At 65.0% G+C, this 26,170-nt stretch carries 33 protein-coding genes and 1 tRNA gene; 23 read left to right on the top strand and 11 right to left on the bottom strand.

The window, feature by feature from the left end; genetic code table 11:
- Positions 1-102: 102 nt before the first annotated feature.
- Positions 103-321 (bottom strand): GDCCVxC domain-containing (seleno)protein, encoded by a 219-nt coding sequence (locus tag AAFG13_RS09655; protein ID WP_342711876.1) that lies wholly within the window; start codon positions 319-321, stop codon positions 103-105.
- 247 nt (positions 322-568) lie between these two features.
- On the opposite strand from AAFG13_RS09655, the gene AAFG13_RS09650 reads away from it, so the two are divergent.
- The 14 genes from AAFG13_RS09650 (at position 569) to AAFG13_RS09585 (ending at position 13,534) form a co-directional block, all read left to right on the top strand.
- Positions 569-1,126 (top strand): sigma-70 family RNA polymerase sigma factor, encoded by a 558-nt coding sequence (locus AAFG13_RS09650; protein WP_212309808.1) that lies wholly within the window; start codon positions 569-571, stop codon positions 1,124-1,126.
- On the top strand, positions 1,123-1,764 hold the full coding sequence (locus tag AAFG13_RS09645; RefSeq protein WP_342711875.1) for a DUF1109 domain-containing protein: 642 nt from the start codon (positions 1,123-1,125) through the stop codon (positions 1,762-1,764). Before AAFG13_RS09650 ends, AAFG13_RS09645 begins: the two co-directional genes overlap by 4 nt.
- Before the next feature lie 353 nt (positions 1,765-2,117).
- The gene (locus AAFG13_RS09640) at positions 2,118-2,477 is read left to right on the top strand and encodes a hypothetical protein (RefSeq protein ID WP_212309805.1); all 360 of its coding nucleotides are present in this window, start codon (positions 2,118-2,120) and stop codon (positions 2,475-2,477) included.
- A 102-nt stretch (positions 2,478-2,579) separates the two neighbouring features.
- Positions 2,580-2,987, top strand: a complete 408-nt coding sequence (locus tag AAFG13_RS09635) for a FixH family protein (RefSeq protein WP_212309804.1) — start codon at positions 2,580-2,582, stop codon at positions 2,985-2,987.
- Positions 2,984-4,432, top strand: a complete 1,449-nt coding sequence (locus tag AAFG13_RS09630) for an efflux RND transporter periplasmic adaptor subunit (protein WP_342711874.1) — start codon at positions 2,984-2,986, stop codon at positions 4,430-4,432. The genes AAFG13_RS09635 and AAFG13_RS09630 overlap by 4 nt, the downstream gene beginning before the upstream one ends.
- The gene (locus AAFG13_RS09625; RefSeq protein ID WP_342711873.1) at positions 4,429-7,632 is read left to right on the top strand and encodes an efflux RND transporter permease subunit; all 3,204 of its coding nucleotides are present in this window, start codon (positions 4,429-4,431) and stop codon (positions 7,630-7,632) included. Before AAFG13_RS09630 ends, AAFG13_RS09625 begins: the two co-directional genes overlap by 4 nt.
- Positions 7,633-7,727: 95 nt before the next feature.
- Positions 7,728-8,174 carry a hypothetical protein gene (locus tag AAFG13_RS09620; RefSeq protein ID WP_312014571.1) on the top strand — a complete coding sequence of 149 codons (447 nt, stop codon included), beginning with the start codon at positions 7,728-7,730 and terminating at the stop codon, positions 8,172-8,174.
- Between the two features lie 77 nt (positions 8,175-8,251).
- Positions 8,252-8,563, top strand: coding sequence for a hypothetical protein (locus AAFG13_RS09615; RefSeq protein WP_212309802.1), 312 nt, complete (start codon positions 8,252-8,254; stop codon positions 8,561-8,563).
- Positions 8,564-8,572: 9 nt separating this feature from the next.
- Complete coding sequence (locus AAFG13_RS09610) at positions 8,573-9,991, top strand: TolC family protein (RefSeq protein ID WP_342711872.1); 1,419 nt, start codon at positions 8,573-8,575, stop codon at positions 9,989-9,991.
- A 12-nt stretch (positions 9,992-10,003) separates the two neighbouring features.
- Entirely contained in the window at positions 10,004-11,359 is a 1,356-nt protein-coding gene (locus AAFG13_RS09605; RefSeq protein ID WP_342711871.1) for a copper oxidase, read from the top strand.
- Positions 11,360-11,415: 56 nt separating this feature from the next.
- Complete coding sequence (locus AAFG13_RS09600) at positions 11,416-11,877, top strand: cupredoxin family protein (RefSeq protein ID WP_249131580.1); 462 nt, start codon at positions 11,416-11,418, stop codon at positions 11,875-11,877.
- A 29-nt stretch (positions 11,878-11,906) separates the two neighbouring features.
- Positions 11,907-12,203: a copper-binding protein gene (locus AAFG13_RS09595; RefSeq protein WP_212309798.1), complete on the top strand. Its 297-nt coding sequence runs from the start codon at positions 11,907-11,909 to the stop codon at positions 12,201-12,203.
- A 165-nt stretch (positions 12,204-12,368) separates the two neighbouring features.
- Positions 12,369-13,118: a cation transporter gene (locus AAFG13_RS09590; RefSeq protein WP_342711870.1), complete on the top strand. Its 750-nt coding sequence runs from the start codon at positions 12,369-12,371 to the stop codon at positions 13,116-13,118.
- Positions 13,119-13,267: 149 nt separating this feature from the next.
- Entirely contained in the window at positions 13,268-13,534 is a 267-nt protein-coding gene (locus AAFG13_RS09585; protein WP_342711869.1) for a hypothetical protein, read from the top strand.
- 95 nt (positions 13,535-13,629) lie between these two features.
- Here AAFG13_RS09585 and AAFG13_RS09580 read toward each other — a convergent pair whose 3' ends face one another.
- Complete coding sequence (locus AAFG13_RS09580; RefSeq protein ID WP_342711868.1) at positions 13,630-14,187, bottom strand: tetratricopeptide repeat protein; 558 nt, start codon at positions 14,185-14,187, stop codon at positions 13,630-13,632.
- A 280-nt stretch (positions 14,188-14,467) separates the two neighbouring features.
- Between AAFG13_RS09580 and AAFG13_RS09575 the strand changes: the two genes are divergently transcribed.
- From AAFG13_RS09575 to AAFG13_RS09560, 4 genes are all read left to right on the top strand, one after another.
- Positions 14,468-14,788 (top strand): hypothetical protein, encoded by a 321-nt coding sequence (locus AAFG13_RS09575; protein WP_212309794.1) that lies wholly within the window; start codon positions 14,468-14,470, stop codon positions 14,786-14,788.
- A 217-nt stretch (positions 14,789-15,005) separates the two neighbouring features.
- On the top strand, positions 15,006-15,446 hold the full coding sequence (locus AAFG13_RS09570) for a hypothetical protein (protein ID WP_249131579.1): 441 nt from the start codon (positions 15,006-15,008) through the stop codon (positions 15,444-15,446).
- Between the two features lie 391 nt (positions 15,447-15,837).
- Positions 15,838-16,554 (top strand): outer membrane protein, encoded by a 717-nt coding sequence (locus tag AAFG13_RS09565; protein WP_342711867.1) that lies wholly within the window; start codon positions 15,838-15,840, stop codon positions 16,552-16,554.
- A 212-nt stretch (positions 16,555-16,766) separates the two neighbouring features.
- Positions 16,767-17,006, top strand: a complete 240-nt coding sequence (locus tag AAFG13_RS09560; protein WP_050402822.1) for a DUF6719 family protein — start codon at positions 16,767-16,769, stop codon at positions 17,004-17,006.
- A gap of 64 nt (positions 17,007-17,070) precedes the next feature.
- Here the strand turns inward: AAFG13_RS09560 and AAFG13_RS09555 are convergent, their stop codons facing one another.
- Positions 17,071-17,322, bottom strand: a complete 252-nt coding sequence (locus tag AAFG13_RS09555; RefSeq protein WP_342711866.1) for a hypothetical protein — start codon at positions 17,320-17,322, stop codon at positions 17,071-17,073.
- Between the two features lie 494 nt (positions 17,323-17,816).
- Between AAFG13_RS09555 and AAFG13_RS09550 the strand changes: the two genes are divergently transcribed.
- The 3 genes from AAFG13_RS09550 to AAFG13_RS09540 all read left to right on the top strand — a co-directional run bounded on the left by AAFG13_RS09550 (position 17,817) and on the right by AAFG13_RS09540 (position 20,520).
- The gene (locus AAFG13_RS09550) at positions 17,817-18,185 is read left to right on the top strand and encodes a hypothetical protein (RefSeq protein ID WP_342711865.1); all 369 of its coding nucleotides are present in this window, start codon (positions 17,817-17,819) and stop codon (positions 18,183-18,185) included.
- Positions 18,182-19,030, top strand: coding sequence for an alpha/beta hydrolase (locus AAFG13_RS09545; protein ID WP_342711864.1), 849 nt, complete (start codon positions 18,182-18,184; stop codon positions 19,028-19,030). Before AAFG13_RS09550 ends, AAFG13_RS09545 begins: the two co-directional genes overlap by 4 nt.
- Positions 19,031-19,362: 332 nt before the next feature.
- The gene (locus AAFG13_RS09540; protein ID WP_342711863.1) at positions 19,363-20,520 is read left to right on the top strand and encodes a DUF2652 domain-containing protein; all 1,158 of its coding nucleotides are present in this window, start codon (positions 19,363-19,365) and stop codon (positions 20,518-20,520) included.
- 32 nt (positions 20,521-20,552) lie between these two features.
- Here the strand turns inward: AAFG13_RS09540 and AAFG13_RS09535 are convergent, their stop codons facing one another.
- The 8 genes from AAFG13_RS09535 to AAFG13_RS09500 all read right to left on the bottom strand — a co-directional run bounded on the left by AAFG13_RS09535 (position 20,553) and on the right by AAFG13_RS09500 (position 24,276).
- Positions 20,553-21,095, bottom strand: coding sequence for a hypothetical protein (locus AAFG13_RS09535; RefSeq protein WP_342711862.1), 543 nt, complete (start codon positions 21,093-21,095; stop codon positions 20,553-20,555).
- 133 nt (positions 21,096-21,228) lie between these two features.
- Positions 21,229-21,459 carry a hypothetical protein gene (locus AAFG13_RS09530; RefSeq protein WP_212309789.1) on the bottom strand — a complete coding sequence of 77 codons (231 nt, stop codon included), beginning with the start codon at positions 21,457-21,459 and terminating at the stop codon, positions 21,229-21,231.
- A 183-nt stretch (positions 21,460-21,642) separates the two neighbouring features.
- Positions 21,643-21,822, bottom strand: coding sequence for a hypothetical protein (locus AAFG13_RS09525; RefSeq protein WP_212309788.1), 180 nt, complete (start codon positions 21,820-21,822; stop codon positions 21,643-21,645).
- Between the two features lie 85 nt (positions 21,823-21,907).
- Positions 21,908-22,096, bottom strand: a complete 189-nt coding sequence (locus AAFG13_RS09520) for a hypothetical protein (RefSeq protein ID WP_212309787.1) — start codon at positions 22,094-22,096, stop codon at positions 21,908-21,910.
- Positions 22,097-22,817: 721 nt separating this feature from the next.
- Complete coding sequence (locus AAFG13_RS09515; RefSeq protein WP_212309786.1) at positions 22,818-22,997, bottom strand: hypothetical protein; 180 nt, start codon at positions 22,995-22,997, stop codon at positions 22,818-22,820.
- Between the two features lie 102 nt (positions 22,998-23,099).
- Positions 23,100-23,414 carry a DUF5658 family protein gene (locus tag AAFG13_RS09510; protein ID WP_249131577.1) on the bottom strand — a complete coding sequence of 105 codons (315 nt, stop codon included), beginning with the start codon at positions 23,412-23,414 and terminating at the stop codon, positions 23,100-23,102.
- Positions 23,415-23,591: 177 nt separating this feature from the next.
- Positions 23,592-23,666 (bottom strand) — tRNA-Thr (locus AAFG13_RS09505).
- Positions 23,667-23,829: 163 nt separating this feature from the next.
- Positions 23,830-24,276 carry a hypothetical protein gene (locus tag AAFG13_RS09500; protein ID WP_342711861.1) on the bottom strand — a complete coding sequence of 149 codons (447 nt, stop codon included), beginning with the start codon at positions 24,274-24,276 and terminating at the stop codon, positions 23,830-23,832.
- Positions 24,277-24,426: 150 nt separating this feature from the next.
- Here AAFG13_RS09500 and AAFG13_RS09495 point away from each other — a divergent pair, with 150 nt between their 5' ends.
- Both AAFG13_RS09495 and AAFG13_RS09490 read left to right on the top strand, forming a co-directional pair.
- Positions 24,427-25,143: a dienelactone hydrolase family protein gene (locus AAFG13_RS09495; protein WP_342711860.1), complete on the top strand. Its 717-nt coding sequence runs from the start codon at positions 24,427-24,429 to the stop codon at positions 25,141-25,143.
- 70 nt (positions 25,144-25,213) lie between these two features.
- Positions 25,214-25,945 (top strand): urease accessory protein, encoded by a 732-nt coding sequence (locus AAFG13_RS09490; RefSeq protein ID WP_342711859.1) that lies wholly within the window; start codon positions 25,214-25,216, stop codon positions 25,943-25,945.
- Positions 25,946-26,170: the final 225 nt, after the last annotated feature.

The following is a 26,170-nucleotide window of genomic DNA, read 5'->3' as shown; positions in this document are numbered from 1 at the left end:
TTACTTCATGCTGGCCCCGGCGAGACCGGGCTTGCCTAGCCGACAAACCGAAACATCTTCGCCGCGGGAGCGTGCGCCGCCGGGCAAATCGGTGGCGGGGGCTCAGGCTGCCCCTGATCCGCCACAGCATGCGCCGCGCGTCTGCACCGGAGGGCAGGGGACCGTCCCGTAAGAGCAGAACACGCAGCAATCCCCGGCAAGCGGCTTGAGGCGGGTGCCGCAGCCGCGGCAGTCGTAGAAGAACTGGCAGGCATCGGTCGGCATGGTTTCGGTCGCGGCGAATCCGCAGGCCGGACAGGTCAGGGTCGAGACGAGTTGCATGGGCCGCGGGTCCGTTGGTCAGTCCCTCATGTCATTTCGGCGATAGCACAGGTCAAGGCCCCATCTGGCAAGATTGTGATCGGCGGCCGCCAAAGACGGGCTCATCCAGCCGGGATGAAGCCGCAAACTGTCGGGATGATGTGCGAACTGAGCTCGACCCGTCGCGGCTTCGAAAATATTCGTGGTCCGGCCGATCGGGCTGTAACCAAACCGGTCGCCTCAGCGAACCAGACCATAGAAGCGCTGCATGACGACCGCGGAAAACGAGCTCAAGCCACTGATGCTTGCCAGCCAGGATGGCGACGCGGCGGCCCACCGGGCGTTGCTCGAGCGCCTGAGCCGGCATTTGCGTGCCTACTACAAGAGCAAGCTTGCGAGGACCGGCCGCGGCGCGGCGGAGGCGGAGGACCTGGTGCAGGAGGCCGTGTTGGCAATTCACCTGCAGCGGCACACCTACGACCCGGCACAGCCACTGACGCCCTGGGTGCACGCGGTCGCGCGCTACAAGCTGATCGATTTCCTGCGTCGCACGCGGGCCTCGCGCGCCGACGTGCCGATCGATGAGGCCGACGACATCACAGCCCATGACGACCATATCGGCGCCGAGAGCAGCTTCGACCTCAGGCGATTGCTCAAGCAATTGCCTGATAACATGCAGTGCGCGATCGCGGCCGTAAAGCTCGATGGATTGAGCGTCGCAGAAGCGGCGCAGCGGTGCGACATGTCGGAATCCAGTGTGAAGGTCAGCATTCATCGCGGGCTGAAGGCATTGGCCGCGTTGATCGCCGGGAGGACGAAGCCATGAAGACCGATGAACTCATCGCGGCGCTGAGCAACAATGTCGAGCCGGTCGATCGCCGGCCGGTCGGCCGGGCCGTCGCTATCGCGCTCGGGCTGGCGCTGGTTGCCGCGCTTGGCCTCGTGTTTGCCGGGCTTGGCGTCCGCGCCGACCTGACCACGCCGCGTGCCGTGACCTTCCTCTTTTTGAAGCTCGCATTCGCGCTGGCGACTGTCGGCGCGGCGTCGGTCTATCTGACCCGGCTGGCGCGGCCGGGCGGCGAGCGAAAGATCTCGCTTGGACTGGCCGCACTCCCGTTCGGGGCGATCATGCTGCTTGCCGCCATCAACCTCGGACAGGCGCCCAGCTCCCACTGGGACAGGATGGTCATGGGAGACCAATGGCTCGAATGCCTCATCTCGGTTCCGATCATCGCGATCGTGCCGTTTGCCGTGGTGATCTGGGCAGTCAGAAAGGCGGCTCCAACCAATCTGGTGCAGGCGGGGGCATTCGGCGGCCTTGTCGCAGGTGGCGTCAGCGCCGTCGCCTATGCACTCCACTGCACCGATGACTCGTTGCCCTTTGTCGCGCTGTGGTACGGCGGCACGATCGTGCTGTGCACACTTGCAGGCGCGGCATTGGGACCGCGATTGCTGCGCTGGTGAAAGGCAGTGATCGGACCTCTCACGTCGGCGTGAGCGTGTAACCGGGGAAACATCGGCTCCGAACTCATGATCAGAAGCGCAAATCAATGCGCTTCAGGAAAATGATGGAGCCGATGATGTCGATCAACAAATGCCTGCTTGCCTTCTCAATCCTCGCGCCGCTTGCGGTGGCGTCGGCAACCGCGCAAGACGCAGCCCGGACGCCGTGGCGCTATCACGGCGGCCCGAAGTCTCGATAGGCGAGGCATGCGGGCGCCAGGCCGGGATGAACGATTAACCACCCAATCTCCCGCTAGTGCAGTTGTGAACAGGGTGACCTTTTCAGCGCCCGTCCTTTGTGAGACTGTGGCGACATGAATGTTCGCCAATTGTTCAGATTGCTGCTCGCCGTCCTCGTGACGGCAGGCCTGACAATTGCGCCGCTGGCGACGCCCGCGGCGGCCGGATCTGCGCTGACCGGTATGAGCCAGATGGCGGACATGTCGGACATGGCGGCCGATATGCCGTGCTGCCCCGACAAGCAGAACAGCAATGATTGCCGGGATTGTCCGCTGGTTGCGATTTGCATGTTGAAGGTCCTGCACGAGGGACCATCGACCGTCGGCCTCGCGGTGCGGCCGTCGACGCAGCTGCAATTGCATCCGCATGACGATCTGGTCGCTGACGGGCTGGTCCGTCCGCCTCCCGACCATCCTCCTCGACATTTGGTCTGACTGGCGCCGCAAGCGCCGGTTGCTGCCGCGCGACCTTTGGGGCGCGTGGACGTCGCGTGCCGCGCAAGCGGCAGACCAAATCCAATCGAGGAATAAAACGAAATGACGTCGTTCAATACGCCGCGTGCCGTAGCGGCCGCGCTCATCGGCCTCGCGCTGACTGGCACCGCCACTGTCGCGCTCGCCGACATCAAGGACTACGAATTCCAGCTCGTCGACCAGACGGTTCAGGCCGGTCCGGACAAGGTTGTCACCGTCCGGCTGACGAACACCAAGACCGGCAAGGCCGTACCTGACGCCGTGATCTTCGCGACGCGGCTCGACATGGCCCCGGACGGCATGCAGGAGATGGCCACCAAGGTCACGCCGATGCCGGGGACCGAACCCGGCACCTATCGGTTCAAGGCGAATTTCGGCATGGCCGGGCGCTGGCAGCTGTCGCTCGGCGCGAAGGTGCAGGGCGAGACCGGCACGGTCGAAAGCAAGCTCGTGGTCACGGCCGGAAAATGAACCGGCTCGCTCTGGCAGGCGTTGCCGCTGCGATCGTTGCAGCGGCAGGCGTCGCATATCTCGGTCGCGGCGTGCCGCCGTGGCCGGGCGCAAATCTCGTTGCTCCTGCTGCGCAAGCGGCGGAAGCCGGCGCGCCGATCTATTTCCGCGATCCGGACGGCAAGCCGTCCTACTCGCTGACGCCGAAGAAGACGTCTGACGGCCGCAACTACCAGCCCGTCGCCGCCGGCGCCGATCTCAGCTTCGACGAGCCGGACGCGCCAATGTCGATGCCGGCGGACGCCAAGGGCGCGCGCAAGGTCAAATATTATCGCAATCCAATGGGGCTTCCCGACACCTCGCCGGTGCCGAAGAAGGATTCAATGGGGATGGACTACATCGCGGTCTACGACGGCGAGGACAGCGACGACGGCTCGATCACGCTGTCGCCCGGAAAAATCCAACGCACCGGCGTCAAATCCGAAGCGGCGGAGATGCGTCGCATCCGCACGCTCGTGCGTGCCCCCGGCACGATCCAGCTCGACGAACGGCGCGTCTCCGTCATCGCGATGCGGGCCGAGAGCTACGTGCAGAAGGTCGCCGACATCACGACCGGCAGCCGGGTGACCAAGGGGCAGCCGTTGATGGAGATCTACAGCCCGGCGGTGTCGTCCGCCGCGGCCGAATATGTCGCGACCATGACCTCGAAAGCGATCGCGAATATCGAGCCCTACGGACGCGGCTCCAAGCAGCGGTTGACCAATCTCGACGTTCCCGAGTCCATCATCGCCGAGATGGAGAAAAGCCACGCGGTGCCGCTCGCGATCCAGTGGCTGTCGCCGCGTGACGGCATCGTGTTGCAGCGTGCCGCGATCGAGGGCATGCGTGCCCAGCCCGGCGACGTGCTGTTCCGGATCGCCGACGTCTCCGTCGTGTGGGCACTGGTCGATGTCGCCGAGCGCGATCTCGGCAACATCGTGGTCGGGCAGAAGGTCGCAGTACGGGCCCGCAGCTATCCTGGCCGCGCGTTCATGGGCCAGATCAGCGTGATCTATCCGCAGGTCAACAAGGACACGCGCACCGCGCGGGTGCGGATCGAATTGCAGAATGCCGATCTCGCGCTGCTGCCGGACATGTATGTCGACGCCGAGATCGACATTGGCAGCGCGGCGCCGGTGCTGACGGTGGCGGAAAACTCCATCCTCGACACCGGGAGCCGGCAGACCGTGCTGATCGACCGGGGCAACGGCCGGTTCGAGCCGCGCGAGGTCAAGCTCGGGCGGCGCGGCGACGGCTATGTCGAAATCCGCGACGGGATCGCGGAGGGCGATGCGGTCGTCACGTCGGCGACCTTCCTGATCGATGCCGAAAGCAACCTGAAAGCCGCGATCAAGGGCTTCGCCGAGGCCGACGCTGCGCAAGCGGCAACAGCCGACGGCCAGATGACGGACGGAGGCCGGCCATGATCGCCCGCATCATCGCCTGGTCGGCGCGCAACCTGCTGTTGGTGCTGTTCGGCACCGGCTTTGCGGCTGCCGCGGGTCTCTACGCGTTGCTGCATCTGCCGCTCGATGCGATCCCCGATCTCTCCGACACCCAGGTCATCGTCTACACCGAGTATCCCGGCCAGGCGCCGCAGGTGATCGAGGACCAGGTCACCTATCCCCTGACCACGGCGATGCTGACGGTGCCAAAGTCGAAGGTCGTGCGCGGCTTCTCGTTCTTCGGCGTCTCCTTCGTCTACGTCATCTTCGAGGACGGCACCGACATCTACTGGGCGCGCTCGCGGGTGCTCGAGTTCCTCAACGGGGCGGCGTCGCGGCTGCCGGCCGGCGTGTCGCCGACCATCGGTCCCGATGCGACCGGGGTGGGGTGGGTCTACCAATATGCCGTGATGTCGAAAGAGTTGAATCTTGCCGACACCCGGACCATCCAGGACTGGAATCTGAAATTCGCGCTCGCCAGAGCGGAAGGCGTCGCCGAGGTCGCGAGCGTCGGCGGCTTCGTCAAGCAGTACAATGTGATCCTCGATCCGCAGCGGATGCGCGACCGCGGCATCACCATGCAGCGGATGCGCGATGCGATCCGCGCCAGCAATGCCGACGTCGGCGGCCGCACCGTCGAGCTCTCCGAATTCGAATATGTCATTCGCGGCAAGGGCTATCTGAAGGACATCAACGATCTCGGCAACATCGTGCTGAAGACCGACAACGGCACGCCGGTGCTGCTGCGCGACGTCGCCCGCGTCGAGCTCGGCCCCGACGAGCGGCGCGGCATCGCCGAATTGAACGGCGAGGGCGAGGTGGCGAGCGGCATCGTGCTGCAACGCTTCGGCGTCAATGCCCTCGACGTGATCGAAAACGTCAAGAAACGCTTCAACGAGATCGCGACCAGCCTGCCGAAGTCGGTCGAGATCGTGCCGGTCTATGACCGGTCCAACCTGATCTATGCGGCGATCGACACGCTCAAGCGCACACTGTTCGAGGAGAGCGTCGTGGTCGCGCTGGTCTGCTTCGTGTTCCTGCTGCACGTCCGCAGCGCGCTGGTCGCGATCCTGATGCTGCCGGTCGGCGTGCTGATGGCGTTCGGCGCGATGAAGCTGCTCGGGATCGGCTCCAACATCATGAGCCTCGGCGGCATCGCGATTGCGATCGGCGCCATGATCGATGCGGCGATCGTGATGATCGAGAACGCGCACAAGCGCCTGGAGCGGGCCGAGCCCGGCCGGTCGCGGGTCGCGATCCTGATCGAGGCCGCGGCGGAGGTGGGACCGGCGCTGTTCTTCAGCCTGCTCATCATCACCGTGTCGTTCATGCCGATCTTCACGCTGGAGTCGCAGGAGGGGCGGCTGTTCTCGCCGCTCGCCTTCACCAAGACGTTTGCGATGGCGGCAGCGGCGCTGCTGTCGGTGACGCTGGTGCCGGCGCTGATGGTGATCTTCGTCCGCGGCAGGATCGTCCCCGAGCACAAGAATCCGATCAATCGGTTCCTGATCTGGATCTACCGTCCCGTCATCAACGGCGTGTTGCGGGCCAAGACGCTGGTGATCCTGCTCGCGCTCGCAGCGATCGCCGTCACGATTTGGCCGGCCCGGCAGCTCGGCACCGAGTTCATGCCCGACCTCAACGAGGGTACGCTGCTCTACATGCCGACCACGCTGCCGGGGATTTCGGTGACCAAGGCGGCTGAGCTGCTGCAGATGCAGGACCGCATCATCCACAGCTTTCCGGAGGTCGTCTCGGTCTACGGCAAGGCCGGCCGCGCCGCGACCGCGACCGACCCGGCGCCGTCGGAGATGTTCGAGACCGTGGTCAACCTCAAGCCGAAACAGCAATGGCGCAAGGGCCTCACGCTCGACGGCCTGATCGCCGAGATGGACAAGGCGCTGCAATTCCCCGGCGTCTCCAACGCCTGGACCATGCCGATCAAGGCGCGCATCGACATGCTGTCGACCGGGATCCGCACCCCCGTCGGCGTCAAGGTGATCGGCCCCGATCTCGCGGTGATCGACAAGCTCGCCCGCCAGATCGAGCAGGTCGTGAAGGGCGTGCCTGGCACCTCGTCGGCCTATGCCGAGCGCGGCCTCGGCGGCTACTACCTCGAGATCACGCCGAACCGCGAGGCGTTGTCGCGCTACGGCATCGCGGTGCAGGACGTGCAGGACACGATCGCAACTGCGCTCGGCGGTCAGACCGTGACCACGACCGTGGAGGGGCGGCAGCGCTTCACCGTCAACATGCGCTATCCGCGCGACCTGCGCGACAATCCGGGCGCGATTGCGAGCGACATCCTGGTGCCGATGCCGGCGGGCGGCGCCGTGCCGCTCGGCGAGGTCGCCGATATCACGCCGGCGCGCGGGCCGACCACGATCAGGACCGAGAACGGGCAGCTTGCGACCTACATCTATGTCGACATCCGCGATCGCGATCTCGGCGGCTATGTCGCGGATGCGCAGCGCGCGGTGCAGGCCGCCGTGCAGTTTCCGCCCGGCGCCTACGTGATCTGGAGCGGTCAGTACGAATATCTCGAACGCGCCGCGGCGCGGCTCAAGATCGTGGTGCCGGTGACGCTGACAATCATTTTCCTGCTGCTCTACCTCAACTTCCGCTCGGTGGCGGAGACCATGATCGTGATGCTGTCGCTGCCGTTCGCGCTGGTCGGCGGGCTCTGGCTGATGTGGGCGCTCGGCTTCAACCTGTCGGTTGCGGTCGCGGTCGGCTTCATCGCGCTGGCCGGGGTCGCCGCCGAGACCGGTGTCGTGATGCTGATGTACCTCAACCAGGCGCTGGCCGAGATCACCGCGCGTCGCGTCGCCGAGGGCCGCACGATCGGTCGCGACGATCTCAACCACGCGATCATCGAGGGCGCGGTCGAGCGGGTGCGGCCAAAGATGATGACGGTGGTTGCCATCATGGCCGGGCTGCTGCCGATCATGTGGAGCACCGGCACCGGTTCCGAGATCATGCAGCGCATCGCGGTGCCGATGATCGGTGGTATGATCTCGTCGACCTTGCTGACGCTGATCGTGATTCCCGCGATCTTCGCCGTCGTGAAGGGCTTGGCGCTTCGCACGAGGGTGCCGGAAGCGGATGTCGTTGCGCCGGTCGTGCGACCGCGTGTAGCAGGGGTTGCGAATTCGTCGGCTGGTTCAAACCGGATTGAATGATACCCTGCGGGGGTATATAAGATGGCGGTTCGCGGTCAACTGATTTGCTGTCGGGGTGCGGGCGAGGCGAGTTCGGGGCGATCACGCAAGTGTTGGTGCGATTGACGAGGTCAGGGCGGATACGGGCGGGATGTTCCATCATCCTGGCCTATCTGTTTTGCGTCCTCGCGCCGTCCGTCGCGCTCGCGTTCGGGGCGCCGTTTCCGTGCCTGACCGATGAGGTCCAGCCGGCCGCCGCGGTACAGGTGCATGATGCCTCGATGGTGCATGCGGATGGCGCCGCGCACGATCATGCCGCCCACGATCATGGCGGCATGCATATGCATCACGCCGCCGATGGCGCTGAACCACCGGTGAAGCACAGCCACGACGGCAAGAACGCGCCGGGGCCGTGCTGCGCGATGATGTGCGTGTCGGCGCTGCCGGCCGATCTTCCGTCCGTCGCTGCTCCCTTGCACCCGATCGCGACCCGTCTCGCCGAGGCCTTCCAGAGCCTGCACAGCGAGGCGCCCGCGCGGCTCTATCGTCCCCCCATCGCCTGATCCTCAGCTGACATCGTGGCTGCGCCGCGCGCTCGCGTGCGCATGCCTGTCATTCATCTGACGATCGGGACAGATCCATGTTTTCGCATTTCGGGGCGAGACTCGCCGCCGTGGCCACACGGCTTGGCAACAGGCTTGGCCGGCGTACGCCATCCACATTCTTGTCGCGGATGGCCGCCGCCGTCATCGCGGCCGCGCCGCTCGCCGGCTGCATGGCCGACGGCCGGCCGCTTGCCGTCGCAGGCGATCCGGCAAACCCGTCGGCGGGCAGCGCCAGCGTCGGCGACCGCTCGACGATCGCGCCCTACAGCAGCCTGCGTCCGGCGACGCCGCTGCCCTGGCGCGCGCGCAACGACGGCGTGACGCCGCCGACCAATTCGAATCGGTAGGAGGGCGCCATGCGACATCTGGCCATCGTGCCGATCTTGCTGCTGACATCCGCGCTCGCGGGATGCGCGTCGTTCTCGCCCGACAGCGGCATGGGCGTCGTCTCCGAGGTGACCGAGCAGGCGATCGGCAAGGACGTTGCCTTCGTTCGTACCAAAGACGAAGCCACGACCGTCGACGCCGCGGTGAAGCGGCTGCTGGCGCGCAACCTGACGGCGGATGCCGCCGTCCAGCTCGCGCTGCTGAACAACAAGGGCTTGCAGGCAGCCTATAGCGATCTGGCGCTGGCGGAGACGGACCTCGTCGCCGACAGCCTGCCGCCCAATCCGACCTTCTCGTTACAACGCATCACCGGAAACGGCGCCAGCGAGGTCGAGCGGCAGGTGGTCGGCGACATCCTGGCGCTGGCGACGCTGCCGGCCCGCTCCGAAATCGCGCGCGAGCGCTTCCGCCAGGCACAGCTCAAGGCCGCGCTCGCTACCCTGCGGCTCGCTGCCGAGGTGCGGCGTGCCCATGTCGCTGTTGTGGCCGCGAACGAGACGATCGCGCTGCTGACGGATGCGAAGGCGACTGCCGAATCGACCGCGCAGCTCGCCAAAAAACTTGGCGAGACCGGCGGCATGAACAAGCTCGACCAGGCCCGCGAGCAGGTGTTCTACGCCGAGATCACGGCCGACCTCGCCAACGCGCGGCAGAACGCGGCGAGTTCGCGCGAGCGGCTGGCGCGGTTACTCGGGCTCTGGGACGGCGATCTCGGCTTCCGACTCCCCAGCAAGTTGCCATTGCTGCCGAAGCGGCCACTGGAACAGCCGTCGATCGAGGTCGCGGCGGTCGGTCATCGCGTCGATCTGCAGATCGCGCGGATGGAGATTGTCGCGCTTGCCAAGGCGCTCGATCTCACCGAAGCGACGCGCTTCGTCACGCTGCTCGATGTCGCCGGCATCGACAGGCGGACGCGCGATCCGGAAGGCCCGCCGTTCAGGGAGCGCGGCTTCGACGTCCAGTTCCAGATCCCGATCTTCGACGGCGGCGAGGTGCGGGTGCGTCAGGCGGCCGAGACCTACCGGCAGGCCATGAACCGGCTGACCGAGGAGGCCATCAATGTCCGCTCCGAGGCGCGCGACGCGTACCGCGTCTATCGCTCCACTTACGACATCGCGAGCCACTACCAGCGCGAGGTGCTGCCGTTGCGGCAGATCATCACCGAGGAGATGCAGCTGCGCTTCTCCAGCATGCAGGTCGACGTGTTCGCGCTGCTGACCGAAGCGCGGCAGCGGCTCGGCTCGCTGCGCGCAGCGATCGATGCCAAACGCGACTTCTGGCTGGCGCAATCCGACCTGCAGACCGCGATCAACGGCGGCGGCCCGGCGGCCGCGCCATCGACACCATCCGCCATCGCCTCGACCGCACCTGCGGCCGGCGATCATTAAGAGGAGACGTAGATGTTTTCACGTCGAGGATTTTTGGGGAGCGCGGCGCTGGTCACGGCAAGCGCGGTCAGCGGCCGCGTCCAGGCTGCCGGCATTCCGGAAGCGCAGACCATGGACAGAGCGGTGATGCAGCCGCCGCTGCATCCGTCGAGCGGGCCCGACTACCGGCCTGTGGTGACGCTCAACGGCTGGTCGCTGCCATGGCGGATGAACGGCGACTGGAAGGAATTCCATCTCGTCGCCGAGCCGGTGGTGCGCGAATTCGCCCACGGCATGAAGGCCAATCTGTGGGGCTATAACGGCCAGGCGCCGGGACCGACCATAGAGGCGGTCGAAGGCGACAAGGTCCGCATCTTCGTCACCAACAAATTGCCTGAACATACCACGGTGCACTGGCACGGCATGATCGTGCCGTCAGGCATGGACGGCGTCGGCGGCCTCAACCAGCCACACATCAAGCCGGGCAAGACCTTCGTCTACGAGTTCGAGCTGAAGCACAGCGGGACCTTCATGTACCACCCGCATTCCGACGAGATGGTGCAGATGGCGATGGGCATGATGGGCATGTTCATCGTGCACCCGCGCGATCCGGCGTTCCGTCCCGTCGACCGCGACTTCGTCTTCATCATGAGCAGCTATCTCATCGACCCCGGCACCTATCTGCCGAAGGTCAATGAGATGACCGACTTCAACATGTGGACCTGGAACAGCCGCGTCTATCCCGGCATCGATCCGATGCCGATCCGGCTCGGCGACAGGATCCGCGTGCGGATCGGCAATCTGACCATGACCAATCATCCGATCCATGTGCACGGGCACAATTTCGCGGTGACCTGCACCGATGGCGGCTGGGTGCCGCAGAGCGCGCAATATCCGGAGACCACGACCGACGTGCCGGTCGGCGCCGTCAGGGCGTTCGACATGCTCGCCGATAATCCAGGCGACTGGGCGTTTCACTGCCACAAGTCGCACCACACCATGAATGCGATGGGCCACGACGTGCGCAATTTCATCGGCGTGTCGCGCCAGGATCTGGCCAAGGCAGTCGGCAAGCTCGCGCCCGACGCGATGGTGATGGGATCGACCGGCATGGCGATGGGCAACATGGAGATGCCCGCACCCGACAACACGCTGCCGATGATGACCGGAACCGGACAATTCGGCCCGATCGAGATGGGCGGCATGTTCACGGTGATGAAGATCCGCGAGGGGCTCGGCCGCGACGATTACGCCGATCCCGGTCCCTACAACTATCCGCCGGGCACCGTTGCCTATGAGGTCGAGGCGCCAGTGGCCGAGCCCGCGCGGCAGCAACCGGCCGCGCCCGAGCGGAAGAGCAAGCCATCGATGAAGGGAATGAAGATGTAGCGGATCGACGCGCCGTCCAACGAAAAGCAAGCAACAAACTCAGAATGGAGAATCCAATGAATCACCGCACCACGATCGGCATTGCGCTCATTGCGCTGTCGATCACCGCGGCGCCGTCGCGCGGTCACGAAAAACACGGTCACCAATCCTATTCGGCCGGCGAGCCCGGCGATCCGAGCAAGCCGTCGCGCACGGTCGAGGTCGAGATGAAGGAGATGGAGTTCACGCCGTTCCGCATCGAGGTCAAGCGCGGCGAACAGATCCGCTTCGTGATCAAGAATGCCGGCACCGAGGATCACGAATTCCTGCTCGCGACCACCGAGGAGAATTTGAAGCATGCCGAAGTGATGAAGAAGCATCCGCATATGGAGCATGACGATCCGAACGGCGTCCGCCTCGCGCCCAAGAAGACCGCGGAGATCGTCTGGAAGTTCACCAAGGCCGGAACATTCGAATATTCCTGCCTGATCCCCGATCACCGCGACTACGGGATGACCGGCCGCGTCATCGTGAAATGAAACCAGCAACGAGGGAAAGGACGACAACGATGAACAGGATGATCCGGATTGCAGCCGCAGCTTTGCTGGCGCTGACATTCGGCGGCGCTTTCGCGCAGGCCGCAGCCATCAACGGCGAGGTCAAGAAGATCGACGAGGGCGCGGGCAAGATCACGCTCAAGCACGGCCCGGCCAAGAGCCTCGGCATGGACGAGCCGATGACGATGGTCTACCGGGTCAAGGATCCCGCGCTGCTCAAGCAGGTCAAGGTCGGCGACAAGGTCAAGTTCGAAGCCCAGGAGGGCGACGGCGGCTACACCGTCACCGCGATCCAGAAGGCGAAGTGAGGCGACACCCGTATCGTCGCTTCGCGCGCGATGGGCTGTCGGCTGAAGCGCAGCCGGCAGCCGCAACGAGCACGAGACATGATCGTCAAAGCAGAGCTGTTCCAGGCGGATCGGCTTGAATGCACTATGTGGACGGCCTTATCCTGTCGTCTGGAAGGACAGGCGATGAGCGATTGCTGCGAGCAGAAGACCTCCGAATGCTGTGCGCCACCGCCGCTGACGTTGCCGAAGAAGGCCGGCGCGCCGGCGTTGGATCGCAACCTCACGGCTGATGCGTGTGGCTGCTCGGGCGGCGTTCCGGTGTTTGACGGCCTCGATCCGCGCTACAAGCGCGTGCTCTGGACCGTCATCGCCATCAATGGCGCGATGTTCCTGACCGAGATGATCGCGGGTCAGCTTGCCGGATCGCAGGCGCTCAAGGCGGATGCGCTCGACTTCCTGGCCGATACCGTCACCTATGGGCTGAGTCTTGCGGTGATCGGCGCCGGCCTGCGGATGCGTGCGTCGGCGGCGCTGCTGAAGGGCACTTCGCTGAGCCTGATGGCGCTCTGGGTCGTCGGCTCCACGGTCTACCAGACCCTCATTCTCGGTGTGCCGAAGGCCGAGGTGATGGGCGCGATAGGGACGTTGGCGCTTGCGGCGAATCTGTCGTCCGTTCTGTTGCTGCTGCCCTACAAGAACGGTGACGCCAATGTTCGCTCGGTCTGGCTCTGCTCGCGCAACGATGCGATCGGAAATCTCATCGTGATGGTGGCCGCGCTCGGCGTGTGGGAAACGGCCACCGCCTGGCCCGATCTCGCGGTCGCCGCGGTGATGGCGATGATATTCCTCACCTCGTCGGTGCAAATCCTGCGGCAGGCGTGGGCCGAGTATCGCGCGGCGGCGCTGCGCAGCCCGACGGCGGCGCATGGCTGATTGAGCCGCACCTGCCCCGTGTGCTGCTGCCCGAGGCGTGGCAAGGGCGCGGGAATTCGCCTTGCATTTACCTTAAATGATGGTGCCGGGGGAACGTCCGCGGCAGCGGCGCGTTGCTGTGCATCATTCGTGCGCAGAAGGCCCCCTCCATGACAGTCAACGCGGCAATACTGATGGCGGCATTGGTGCTATCGGGAACCGTGTTGGCGCAGAGCTCCGGTCCGTCGGCCGGCTCAGCGGGGGCCGGGCAGGCCGCCAACGTCACCACCGGCCAGGCGATCAACACCAGCAAGCAGACCGGCGACGGCGGGCCACCGATCGCGAAGGCCGCGCACCCGGCGAAGCCAGCTGACGGCAGCACGGTCGGCGCGAGTCGCCCGCAAAAGCCCGACCGGCGCCTCGAGCACTACCCGTAGGCTGCGCTCCACCCATCCTGCGGCTTTACGGCCCAGCAAAAAGCCGGCGGGTCCTGCATGACCGCGCCGGCTGGATGTTTGAACGGTTCGCCTGCTCAGTAAACCAGGCCGGTGCCCGGGGGCTTCTCCAGCGCTGCGGCGAGCGAGCGATATTCGTCGCTGCTGGTGCCGGCGAGCTGGGCGATGCGGTTCAGGTGATATTGCGCCTGGTCGCGGTTGCCCTGTTCGACCTGCCAGAGGCCGTAATACTGCCAGGTGCGCACATGGGCCGGGTCGGCCTTGAGCGCGCGCTCGTACCAGATCTGCGAGACCTTGTAGTCGCCGAGCTTGCGATAGGAATAGCCGATCAGGTTGGCGACGTCGGCACGGTCATCCTGACCGAGCGCCTTCAGCTGGTCGATCGCGGCGGTATAGTCGTGCTTGTCGTAGATCGTGGCATAGGCGGCGTGATAGCCGGCCAGGAACTTCTGATCGTCGATCGCGGAGCTCTTGTCCTTCTTCGCCTTCTTGCTCTTGCTGCCGCTGTCGGAAGCCGGCGGGGAGGGATTGTCGCCGCCTGCGGCGTAGGCCGAGATGACCGGCCCGGCGGCGAGCGTCATCGAGAGCACTGCGAGGCCCAAAAACTTCCAAAGAAACTTCGGCGACTTGCTCATTCCTGGTTGCTCCTGATCGTTCCTGATCGTGCTCGGTAATCCTACACCCAAGCCTGCTGACTTGAACACCCGAGGGTGCAGAACATTCCCGCCCGGTCCCACGATTGCGTGATCCTCGCCGGCAGGGGGCGGCCAACATGACCAAGATGTCATTCACATGAATGAATACCGTCAGCGCCCTTCAGAACGGGTTCAGTGCGCGGCCCATAAGGTCACGTGCATTGATCGGTGAGGCCGACCATCCGGCCGGAGACCTCTCGATCCCGCAGAGGAGACCACCATGCTGAAGACGATTTCCGCCGCGCTGCTCGCCATGTCCGTGATCGCAGCGCCCGCGCTCGCCGCTGAGGCCGGCAAGACTGCTGCGCCCGCGCCGGTGACCACGACCGCCCCGGCGACCAAGGCCGCTCCCGTCATCAAGAGCGAGCAGCTGCCGTCGAAGGTGCGCAACGCCAACGCCAAGATGCACCACAAGCACTACCGCCATCACCGCCACCACAAGCACATGGGCATGCTGAAGGTGAAGGCGCCGAAGCATGCGACCAAGCACATCCATGCGAAGGTCGCCACCAAGCACGTCGTGCCGGCCAAGCGCGGCTGATCAAGCGCGGCTGAGCCTGATCCGAAGGGCGTCGTTCGATCCACATTGCCCCGCTGCGCCCTTGGATGCAGAACCGGCCCGTCCGTCCATTGCTTCCCCAATGGCGGCGGGCCGGAGTGCGTCGGGGCTTCCGTTGCGACGCTGGGCGCCGGCTCGGCAGGAACAAGCGAGTTGCGAATTCCCAGCCTGGCGGTTTATGAGACGCGGCCGGGGACTCATGAAACAGCGTCGTTTGCGGACTTCATCAAAACTGGCGGCGATCCTGCTGCTCTCGATCCCGCTTGCCGGCTGCCTCACCAGCGACGACGGCGGAAGCTCGACCACTTTCACCGACGATCGCGGCGTCGCCAACCAGCCGTTTCCGGACCGGTACCGCGACCAGATCCTGGCCTTCATGCGGACCTACCTGAACAATCCGGTCGGGGTCCGCGAAGCCGGGATTGCCGAGCCGGTGCAGCGCACGGTCGGCGGCCGGCTGCGCTACGTGGTCTGCCTGCGCTACAGCGCAAAGGATACCGACGGCAATTACCGCCCGGCCCGGGAGCGCGGCGTCCTGTTCGTCGACGGCCGGCTCGACCGCATCCTCGACAACGCCGCCGAGCCCTGCGCCGGCGCGTCCTACGCGGCATTTCCGGATCTGGAAAAAATGGCGCGCTAGGCATGATCCGGAAAAGTGCGAACCGGTTTTCCCTCGCGACAAACGTGTAGCGTTTGCGCGGAGATCATGCCCAAACAAGGAGCCAAAGCGCGATCTCATCGCGCTTTGGGGCACAGCGGGCCGTCGCAGCAGCAAGCCTGAGCAGACCGTTAGCGAACTCCGATCACTTTTCGGGGAGCGCTGAACTTCACCTTAGCCGTTTGCGACTTACATACAGCCGAAATGCGGCTGCTTAACCCGTGAAAAAACCTTCTGTGCCAAGGAACAAACGGGCGTTGTTGCGACCCTGTCACAGGTCGGAAACATCACAGGTCAGGCATTGCCCCAAAGCAACCTAATTGGCGTCACGTTGTTTGGCTTAACAGCGCAGCGTTCGTAACGGGGATCAGAGATGAAGACGTTCTTGCTCGGCACAGTCGCGCTGGCCGCCCTTGCGGGCCCGACATTTGCGGCTGATATCCCGGCCCGGACCTATACCAAGGCACCGCCGCCCTATACCGCCCCGGCGCTCGTCTACAACTGGACCGGCTTCTATATCGGCGGCCATGTCGGCGGCGCGTTCACCGACGGCACCAATCTGATGGGCAGCGACGCGCGCTTTATGGGTGGCGTGCAGGGCGGCTTCGACTATCAGTTCGCGCCCAACTGGGTGATGGGTGTCGAGGCGCAGTACTCTTGGCTGCCGAGCTCCTCGAACAATGGCCTGACGTTCCCCGCCGGAACGGTCGTGACCGGCAATACCGACCAGCTCGGTTCGGTGACCGGCCGCCTCGGCTACACTTGGGGTCCGGCGCTGCTCTACGCCAAGGGCGGCTACGCCTGGCGCGACAACAACAACATCACGGCGTCGGTCGGCGGCGTGCCGGCGGCCTTCACCACCGATGGCGGTCACAAGGACGGCTACACGGTCGGCGCGGGCCTCGAATACATGTTCGCCCCGAACTGGTCGGCGAAGGCCGAGTACCAGTACTACAATTTCGGCAAGACGACCTTCACCAGCGGTCCGGCCGACATTGTCGGTGCGAGCTTCCGGAACGACGAGCACACCGTCAAGCTCGGGGTCAACTACCGCTTCGGCTGGGGCGGTCCGGTGGGCTCCCGCTACTGATCGCGTCTTCGTATCATCGAGATCGAAAGGCCGGCCTTCGGGTCGGCCTTTTTGTTGGCCTGCCGCTTTGTTGGCCTGCCGCGGGCCCGCGCACCCACATTCACCCGATGTTCAGGCCTGATCGTGCAATGCAAAAAATAATTTCCTGCATTGCACGGAACTTTCATCGTGATGCGCTATTGTGGGATCGCCGGGCTGGTGGACAAACAAACATGCGTAGCTTTGCGTTAGGGCTGATCATCTCTGCGGTCTCCGTGCCGTGCTTCGCCCAGACCATCCTCAAATCCGAACCCTTGGCGCTTGCGCCTTACGAGGTCGTGTTCGTGCAGGACGCCTCCTGCACGGCCGGCAAGGTGCTCAAGGTGACCGGGTCGATCCGCGGTCTGCATCGGCGGAAAATCTGCGTGTCGCTCGCCGCCGAACAGGCGTCGCTGGCGACGGCGACCCCGTAACGGCAGCACGACGGCTGCATCCGGCATCCGGTCCGCCCATGCGCACCGGACGACCCACTGTCCCTCAGTTCAACCGCGGCTCCAGACGTGCTTCGCGATCGGCATCGGCCTTGTTCTTGGCCGGGTCCTCGTTCGGCTCGGGCTGGCACGGCCGGATTTCGTAGTCATTGTCCAGCACCGGGCGCGGCGAGGACTTCTCCTCCTCGGAGACGGTATCCACCACCAGGCCCGACTTCCGGGCAAGCTTCCAGACATCGGCCTCGGTCGGGTAGGCCTTGCTCAGCTTGGCGTCTTGGTAGAATAGCGCGTACGGCATTCGTCGTTTCCCCAAACAACCGACAACGCCAGGGCCCCGTCCCGGGTTTCACACGAGATCGCCGTTCCGATCACGGAACCGTGAGCTGGATTCGGGCAAGCATCTGAAAACATGAGTCATTTCGGACCTTTTGCCGGAGGGCCTGAGTCCTTAATGAGCGGTAAACCCCGGAAAAAAGAATCTCTGGGACTCCTCGGGTAGAATCGCCGGATGCTCCGAGCCATGAGAGCGATCCACCAGCCCCCCTACGAACGCGTGCAGCTCGCGCTTGCGGTTGTGCTGCTCGCAGCCTGTGCCGCCAACGTGGCGCTGGTCTGGTCGTGGCTCTAGGGAAATTTGGCTCCAGCCAAAGCCTGCATGTAGCGGCCCACGCGAAAACGCGGTGGCCGCGCGACGCCTGTAACGATTGACGGCCCAGCCATTCCTTCCATCATTGTCGGCAGAAGTGCCCGCTGCGGCCTGCGCGGACGGGCCGCGATCGGGGTGGAGCTGTCATGATCGAGATGCTGAAGGAACGGGTCAATTGCGACGCCGGCCTGGTGCGGCGCGGCCGCTACCTGACCACGACTTTCCTGCTCGAGATCGGCAAGGCCGCCTGGCTGATCGCGATCCATGAGGGCCGCATCGTCGCTGTGACGAGGGGCCCGTTCGTGATGCCGTCGTCGTCCTTCGCGCTGCGCACCTCGGACGAGGAGTGGGACCGGTTCTGCGAAAAGCGGCCGCCGCCGGGCTCGAACGACCTGATGGCGCTGATCAAGCGCCGTGTGCTGAAGGCCGAGGGCGAGCTGCAGATCTTCATGGCGAACCTGCGTTATTTCAAGGAGGCGCTCGGCAAGCTGCGCCGCGAGGGAGCGACCGCATGAGCGCCACATTCGAACCGATCATCGGCCGCTACATGCATCTCGAACTGTCCGGCCGGGCGCACCGCGTCTATGTCGAGGAGGCTGGCGAGGGCACGCCGCTGCTCTGCCTGCACACTGCGGGCGCCGACGGGCGGCAATATCGCGGCCTGATGAACGATCCGCGGGTCACGCGCAACCATCGCGTCATCGCCTTCGACATGCCTTGGCACGGCAAGTCGTCGCCGCCCCAGGGCTGGCACGACGAGGAATACCAGCTCACCTCGGCGCAATACACGGCGATGATCCTGGCCGTGATGGAGGCGCTCGACCTCCACAGGCCGATCGTGATCGGCTGCTCGATCGGCGGCCGGATCGCGCTGCATCTCGCGCTCGAGCATCCCGAACGCTTCCGTGCGATCATCGGCCTGCAGGCCGGCGCGCATGTCGATCCCTATTACGACCTGAATTTCCTGCACCGGCCGGACGTGCATGGCGGCGAGGTCGCGGCCGCCATCGTCTCGGGCCTGGTCGGGCCCGACGCGCCCGACAAAGAGCGGTGGGAGACACTGTGGCACTACATGCAGGGCGGGCCCGGCGTGTTCAAGGGCGACCTCTATTTCTACAAGATCGACGGCGATATCCGCGCCCGCGTCGCCGAGATCGACACCCAGCGCTGCCCGCTGTTCCTGCTGTCGGGCGAGTACGACTATTCCTGCACGCCGGAGGAGACGCTGGCGGTGGCAAACAGCATTGCCGGAGCCAAGGCCACCATCATGAAGGGCCTCGGGCATTTCCCGATGAGCGAAAACCCGGGCGAGTTCTTGAAGCATCTGCTGCCGGTGCTGGAGAAGATCGGCGGCGGCTAAACGCGGTGGCTTCACCTCGCCCCGCGTGCGGGGAGAGGCATAGGCCGCCTTCGGCGGCCGCTCTCAAGAACGCCGAAGCCGAGCTTCGGCTATGACGCATCGTTAGATGCGTTCCGGGTGAGGGGGAGTCTCCGCAAACGCAGCTATCATCGTATCCGTGGCGGCGGCCCCTCACCCCAACCCTCTCCCCGTAAGAACGGGGAGAGGGAGCGCAGCGGCATCTCGGTGGCTGTTCGACGCAATCTCACCGCGCCCTAACGCCGCCCTCGACCTCGTATGGCGCGGTGTGACAGACTGCGTCATCGCACGAAAAGGTTACGCGGGAGGTCTCCATGCTTCCGAAGGCTGAAGCGGCATATTTCGCGATTGCCGATATTTCCGGCTATACCAACTTCCTCGCGGCGGTCGAGCTCGACCACGCGCAGGATATCATCGCCGATTTCATGGACGTGGTGGTGAAAGGGCTGCGCCCGCCGTTTCGCCTCGCCAAGTTCGAGGGCGACGCCGCCTTCGTCTACTCGACCGGGACAATCGACGGCTCGCTGCTGCAGGACGCGATCGAGGGCGCCTATTTCAAATTCCGCCGGCGCCTGCGCGACGTTCGCCAGGCCTCGACCTGCGAGTGCAAGGCCTGCGTCGCGATGGGCGATCTCGATTTCAAATTCGTCGTCCATCACGGCGAGATGGTGAAGCAGAAGATGGGCGGCAGGGAAGAGCTCGCCGGGCGCGACGTCATTCTGGTCCACCGGTTGCTCAAGAACACGGTGGGGGAGAAGGTCGGCGGGCGTGCCTACGCGCTCTACAGCGACGCGGCGATCCGTGCCATGGGCGTCGACCCGGTGGCGCAAGGTCTGATCCCGCATCAGGAAACCATCGACATCATCGGCGACGTGACGCTGTGGGCCCGCGATCTCGAGACGGCGTGGCAGCAGGACGACGCGCAAACGCGGCTGGAGGTGACGCGCGAAGACGCCTACGCGATCCTGGAGTTTGACATCGCCGCGCCGCGGCAAACGGTGTGGGAGTTCATCACCGTGCCCGGGCAATGGATGAAATGGTGGGATGCCGACGACATCATCGAGGAGTCAGGCAAGGGGCGACGCGGTGTCGGCACCAAAAACCATTGCGCGCACGGCAACCATACCAACGTCGAGGAGACGCTCGACTGGCGTCCGGACGATTACTTCACGGTCGGGATCACGCTGCCGGTGCCCGGAGCGCCGCGCATCATCATGACCCGCGCCGTTCTGGACGGCCCGGACGGAACGTCCCGTTTCGAGCTGCGGATCGCCAAGCCGAAGCCGAAGGACAGGGCGTTCCTCGATGGCGCCGCGGCCAAATTCGCCGAGCGCATGACCCAGGCGGTGGCCGGCTTGCGATCGATGCTGGAAGACCAGCAGCCTGCCGATGATGCCATGGAAGAGCCGGCACCGACGCGATCGAGCGGACGCTTCCTGACCGAGCCGGTGAAATCGGGCGCGCGGGGCTGAGGCTCGGAAAACGTCCGGAGAACGGGGGCCGGTTACTTGCCGGAGCGCGGCAACTCGCTGTTGTCGCGGATCGCGGCGCGGACCTTGGCCATGGTCGTGGTGCAGTATTCCTCGCGCTCCTTGAGGAAACGCTGCTGCTGCGCGCGGAAATTGGCCACCCGCTCGCGCACCTCGGATCCGAAGTCGCCGCTGATGTCGAGCTTGGCAAATTGCGGCGGCTGCGCCGGCGGCGGGACTTCCACGACGGTCACCGTCAAAGGCGGCGGCGCGGGGGGCAGGCCCTCGAGCACGGTCGGCACCGGCAGCGGCGGCGGCATGACCACCCTTTGGACCTCGGCCGCAGGCTTGATCTCCAGGGCGGGCTTTGCCTCCACGGCGGGCTTTGCGTCAAAGGCTGGCTCTGCGTCAAAGGCTGCCTCGACCGACGCGGTGGCGGGCAGCGGGGCAGGTGCTGGTGGCACGGCGGTCCGCGGGGCAGCCGTCGGCAGCTCGGCGTCGGGCAGCTTGCCCTTCACCGACTGTACGAAAGCCATTGTCTGCGCGATCAGGAGATCGCGTTCCTTCATCCACTTCATGGCGCACCTTGAGCGCGCGGATTGCATCAGAGCAACCCCGCGGAATCAAGCACTCGCCATCATGATGGTTGATGAAGACGCCTGTTTTGCAGGCGCGGTGACAAAATTGTGACGTGCCTGGGCGCGAGGGCGGTCAGCGCTGGCGGGGATTGGTGTTCGGGACGAACGGGGTACCGACGATCCGGACCGGCGTCTGGGCCGGTGCTTGGCTTGGGACCGGCGCCTGATTCGCGGCCGGCCGGGGCGCGGCGCTGGCCGGCGCGGGCGCCGGATCGAGCAGGGCGACGATGCCGGCGGCGGCCACGCTCAGCAGCGTGAAGCTGCCCAGAAAGAGTAAATTGCGGTTGATTTCGCGAACCCTCATGCGGGGAAAATCGCGTGAGGGCGCATAATGTTCCGAACAAATCCTCAGACGCTTTCGCGCGGTTTGGCGGCAGGCTTTAGAAAGTGCGTCAAGAGCAGACCTGAAAGCTTGGGTCGTCGGTCTCGCGAGGTGCTTCCTGGCCGCGATCGGCCCGGTGCGCCGGCGGGAGCGGGCGGGCTGAGCCTAATGAGCCATCGCCTGGGCAGGTGCCGGTTCGATGCTGCGGGCTTCGATCTGGTCGGCGTAGCGGCCATACTCCTCGGCCATTTCGAGCAGCTTTTCGCGCACCGCGGCGTCGGTGACCTGGCGGGCCAGCCGTCGCGCCTGATCGGACTGGAAGCGATAATGGGCTGTGTCGGACATCGTAGGCTCCTCACACATGTGTAAGGGCCGTCCGGCAAAGGTTCATCGAGCCGTCATGGAGGGAAGACGCCATGAAGGGCAGGCGTCATTGAAGGGTGTTGGGCCGATCGGTCACCGTAGCCGTAACCGGGTGGCCGGCCTTGTCCTCGCGGACCTCGACCTCGAACCAACCCATCTCCTTCAGCTCGCGCGCCTTCTTCTCGGCCGCGTCTTCGCTGTCGCGCTTCAGCACGATTTGACTGGTGCCGTCCCGGGCAAGGATCAAATAGGTCATTGGCTGAGTCCCATCCTACATTCTGCATACCGCGTTTCGGGCTGCAAGGACAGAAACAAGGCAAGGGATGGGGGATGCTACGGGGACGATTCCACGATTCCTGCCAATGCACAGGGCGTCCGGCTGTTCCCGGCTGCGGTCGATATCGACCGGCTAGGCTGGATGATCGCCGACATCCGCGGCGCGCTTGGGTTGCGTTTCGCGAAGCATGCTGAGATGACGGTCATCATCCAACCTTGCTGGCGAGCGAGCGAGGCTCATTCGACGAGTCACCCGTGCCTTGCGTACTCCCGTGCGTGCCGTAGACGGTGTGAGTCATCTCGTGGAGACCGGAAGACTACGGCCTCCGTTAAACGTTGTGGGTAATCCAAGCGAGTCTCTTTGATTGAACCGCGAATACATGCTCGGCTTGGTCAAAGGACAACGCGCGGCGCAAGCCGTGTCGATATGGATGGAGGACTCGATGCCCAGGCACTTCGGTTTGAAGGCAACACCGGCGGCGGCACGGTCGGCATTCACGGGATCATCAAGAGATTTGCAGCAGCGGACTGCGTCGGCATCTGCGTCGAAGAACCGTGCTGCGGTCAGTTCGCCGCCGACAAAGTCCGCTTCGCCATGCTCGGAGCTGCCGTATTCTCCGACGAGCTGGCGGGGCTGCTGCGGTCGACGGTCGATCTCGGCCGACTGAAGCTGCGCGCGACGAGGCCTGGTCCGCCGGTCTTCATGGCTCGGACGGCTCGTGCTTGTCGCGCTTCAGGTCCAGGCGATCGATGCGTTCATCGATCAGCCGATTCAGTCGCTCGTCGCGCAGCTTGTCCTTCCTGTACAGCCCGCCATGCAGGCGATAGGCAACCAGGAGCAGGACAACGGCAACGCCGACGAGATAGTAGGACCAGTCCATTATCAGAACCGCGTCTGGCCGTGTCCATTGTGAAACAGCGAGCTTCGGCAACTCTGCCAAGCAGCGCGACCGGCGGCTCGTCAGCACAACCGCAAGGTCGGCTCAGTTGGCGCCCGCGAGGATGAACAGATTGTTGTAGACGGGCAGTGCAATGAGGGCCACCACATAAGCCATTTGACGTTCGCTGTTGCCGTGCCAAAGCAACCATATCACGAGGTAGGTCAATCCCAGTTTGGCAACAAGCCACCATTCACCCAGCCACTCCTGGGTGAGCCACATGAACGGGTTCAGCTCGCCCATTCCCCGCTGCAGGATCTCGTTGGTGGTGATGAGATCCGAGTAGCCCATCAGCAGGGCAGAGACCAGCAGCATTGCCTTCAGCAACGACGTCCTCACCCGCAACTGCTTTTCCGTCATCCGGTGCCTGCCCGAAATCCGCTTGTGGCTCCCTGTTGCGCAATTTTGCGGGATGTTTTCGGCGAGTGCAAGCCTCCACCACCGGTTGTCCAACGCTCCGGCCTCCAAAGCGACCACGTTGGGTACCCCGTACCGGGGCACGGTCAACTGACCCGCTTCATTGATTTCGTGAAAAGATGGTGCCGGCTGAGGGGATTGAACCCCCGACCTTCAGTTTACAAAACTGCTGCTCTACCGCTGAGCTAAGCCGGCGACACGGGTATGATTTGCGCGCTCGCATAGCAGACTTGGTGCGCCGGGGCCAGAACCTGAAGGCCAGAACCCGGGAGGTTGGGATCGACCCTTCGCCTCCACCGGCCAGGCGGCAAAAAGGCGGCCCGAAGGCCGCCTTTTGCGCGTCAGCGGTTCGCCTGAACTACTGGCAGGGATGTCGCAGGCCGTCGCCGCCGCGGAACCAGGTGCCGGGGGTGCAGACAAAGCCGTTCTGCCGGGCATATTCCTCGCCGCCGATCGGGGTGCGGGCATAGTCGGGGCCGCCGAACGGGGCGGTCGCGATCGCAGCCGCCGTGCCGACCGCGCCGCCGACCACGCCGGCCGCGGCGTCGACGGGCCCGAACGGGCCAGGGTCAACCCGATTGTAACTGTCTTGCCAGCCTGGATTCTGCCAGTCGCGGTCCCGCCGATAGATATGATGGCGATAGGCGGTGTCTGATCCCATCGCCTGGCATCGGGCGTCCGGATTGGCGTTCGAGCAGCGCATAGCCGTGGCAATCGTCTGTTGCGCCATCGTAGGGCCTGCCAGCACGGATGCGAGCAGGGCCGCTGCGCCAAGGAAGGCACCGTGGATTTTGAGTCGTGTCATGCGAGATTCTCCTCTTGTCGTCGTGGAGAGCTAATCTCGCCGTGCCGCGACCGTTCCGACGCGGTCTTGCCCTGCGTTCAAACCAGTGTGAAGTTCCGTAACTCTCGCGCATGATGCGTTCCGGATGATGCGGTCTTTAACGAGAATTGCATGCACACTGGTGACGTCGACTACGCTGCCGGCGACGCCAGTTTGCGCGGCTATCTTGCGTTCGAGGACCGCGGCGTGAAACGTCCGGGCGTGCTGGTGTTCCACGAAGGGCTCGGATTCGGCGATTTCGCGATGGAGCGGGCGCGCAGGCTTGCCGAGCGTGGCTATGTGGCGTTCGCCGCCGACATGTTCGGCGAACGGCGGCAGGCGGCCGATCTGCAGCAGGCAATGACGCTGATCGGTCATTTGCGCACCAATCCCGCTACGCTCCGCGCACGTGCCCGCGCCGCGCTCGCGACGCTCACGGCATTGCCCGAGGTCGACGCTACCCGTTGCGCGGCGATCGGCTTCTGCTTCGGCGGCACGGTCGTGCTTGAGCTCGCACGCGACGGCGCCGATCTCAAGGCCGTCGTCAGCTTCCATGGCGTGCTCTCGACCACGCAGCCTGCGGCAGCGGGTAGGGTGAGGGCGAGCGTGCTGGTATTGACCGGAGCCGACGATCCGCTGGCGTCTTCCGACCAGGTCGCGGCGTTCGAGAATGAGATGCGCGCCGCCAAGGTTGCCGACTGGCAGGTGATCAGCTACGGCAACACGCTGCACGGTTTTGCCAACCCGGCCGCCGACGGCTCGATCATGAAGGCGGCGCTCTACGATGCGCGGGCTGACCGCCGCGCCTGGTCGGCGATGCAAGGCCTGTTTGACGAGGTGCTGGTTTGACGAGGTGCCGGCCTGACAAGGTCAGCGATGTGGTGTTTGATCTGCCGTCACGCGCCAGCGCGGGGGATTGATGTTCGGAATCTTGAGTCTTGGCTTTCTGCTCGGCATGCAGCATGCGCTGGAGCCGGATCACATCGCGGCGGTATCGAGCATCGCGGCGCGCCGTACCCATGTCGGTGACATTGTCAGGCACGGCCTGACCTGGGGCCTCGGTCACACGCTCACTCTGTTTGTCTTCGCCGGCGCCGCGATCCTGCTCGGGCACGCGATCCCCGCGACGGTGGCGCAGCCGATCGAGACCGCGGTCGGCGTCATGCTGGTCGGTCTCGGCGCGCATGTGTGGTGGCGGCTGTGGCGCGATCGCGTGCACTTCCACACCCATTCGCATGGCGACGGCATGACGCATTTCCACGCCCACAGCCATGCCGGCGAAACCGTGGCGCGTGCGTCCACCGTGGCGCTTGCGTCCACCAGCCCGCACGTCCGCACGGCGCACAGCCACGCCCACGGCTTCCGCTGGCGGACGCTGCTGGTCGGCCTGATGCACGGCATGGCGGGCTCGGCGGCGCTGTTGGTGCTGACGATGTCGCAGGCCCCAAACCCGGTGATCGGGCTCGGCTATGTTGCGCTGTTCGGCGTCGGCTCGATGATCGGGATGGGCGTGCTGTCCAGCGTGATCGCGGTGCCGCTCGCGGCCTCCGCGCGCTGGCTGACCTGGGCCAATCGCGGCCTGCAAATGGCGGTCGGCGCGGTCACGATTGCGATCGGCATCCACTCGATCATCGAGAATGCCTTCACCTGACGCAGCAACGGCTCTTGGTTTGAGCATGATCTCTTCGGAAAACCGCTTCGCACTTTTCCGGATCATGCTCCCGCGCCGGACCGCCGTTAACGATTTCTGATCCCGCACGGCCGCATTGACCGCATGCCGATGCTTACGCGTTAGGCTTACCGCCAGTTTGGCCCGCGTCCTTAACCCTTCCGCCAAGCCGTTGGATTAGGCTGCGGGTGGAACAATTCGGGACGC

Origin of the sequence: Bradyrhizobium sp. B124, assembly GCF_038967635.1 — a bacterium.
Classification (GTDB): Bacteria; Pseudomonadota; Alphaproteobacteria; order Rhizobiales; family Xanthobacteraceae; genus Bradyrhizobium.
Note: the sequence above shows the minus strand (reverse complement) of the source record. Positions and strands in the feature narration are given on the sequence as shown.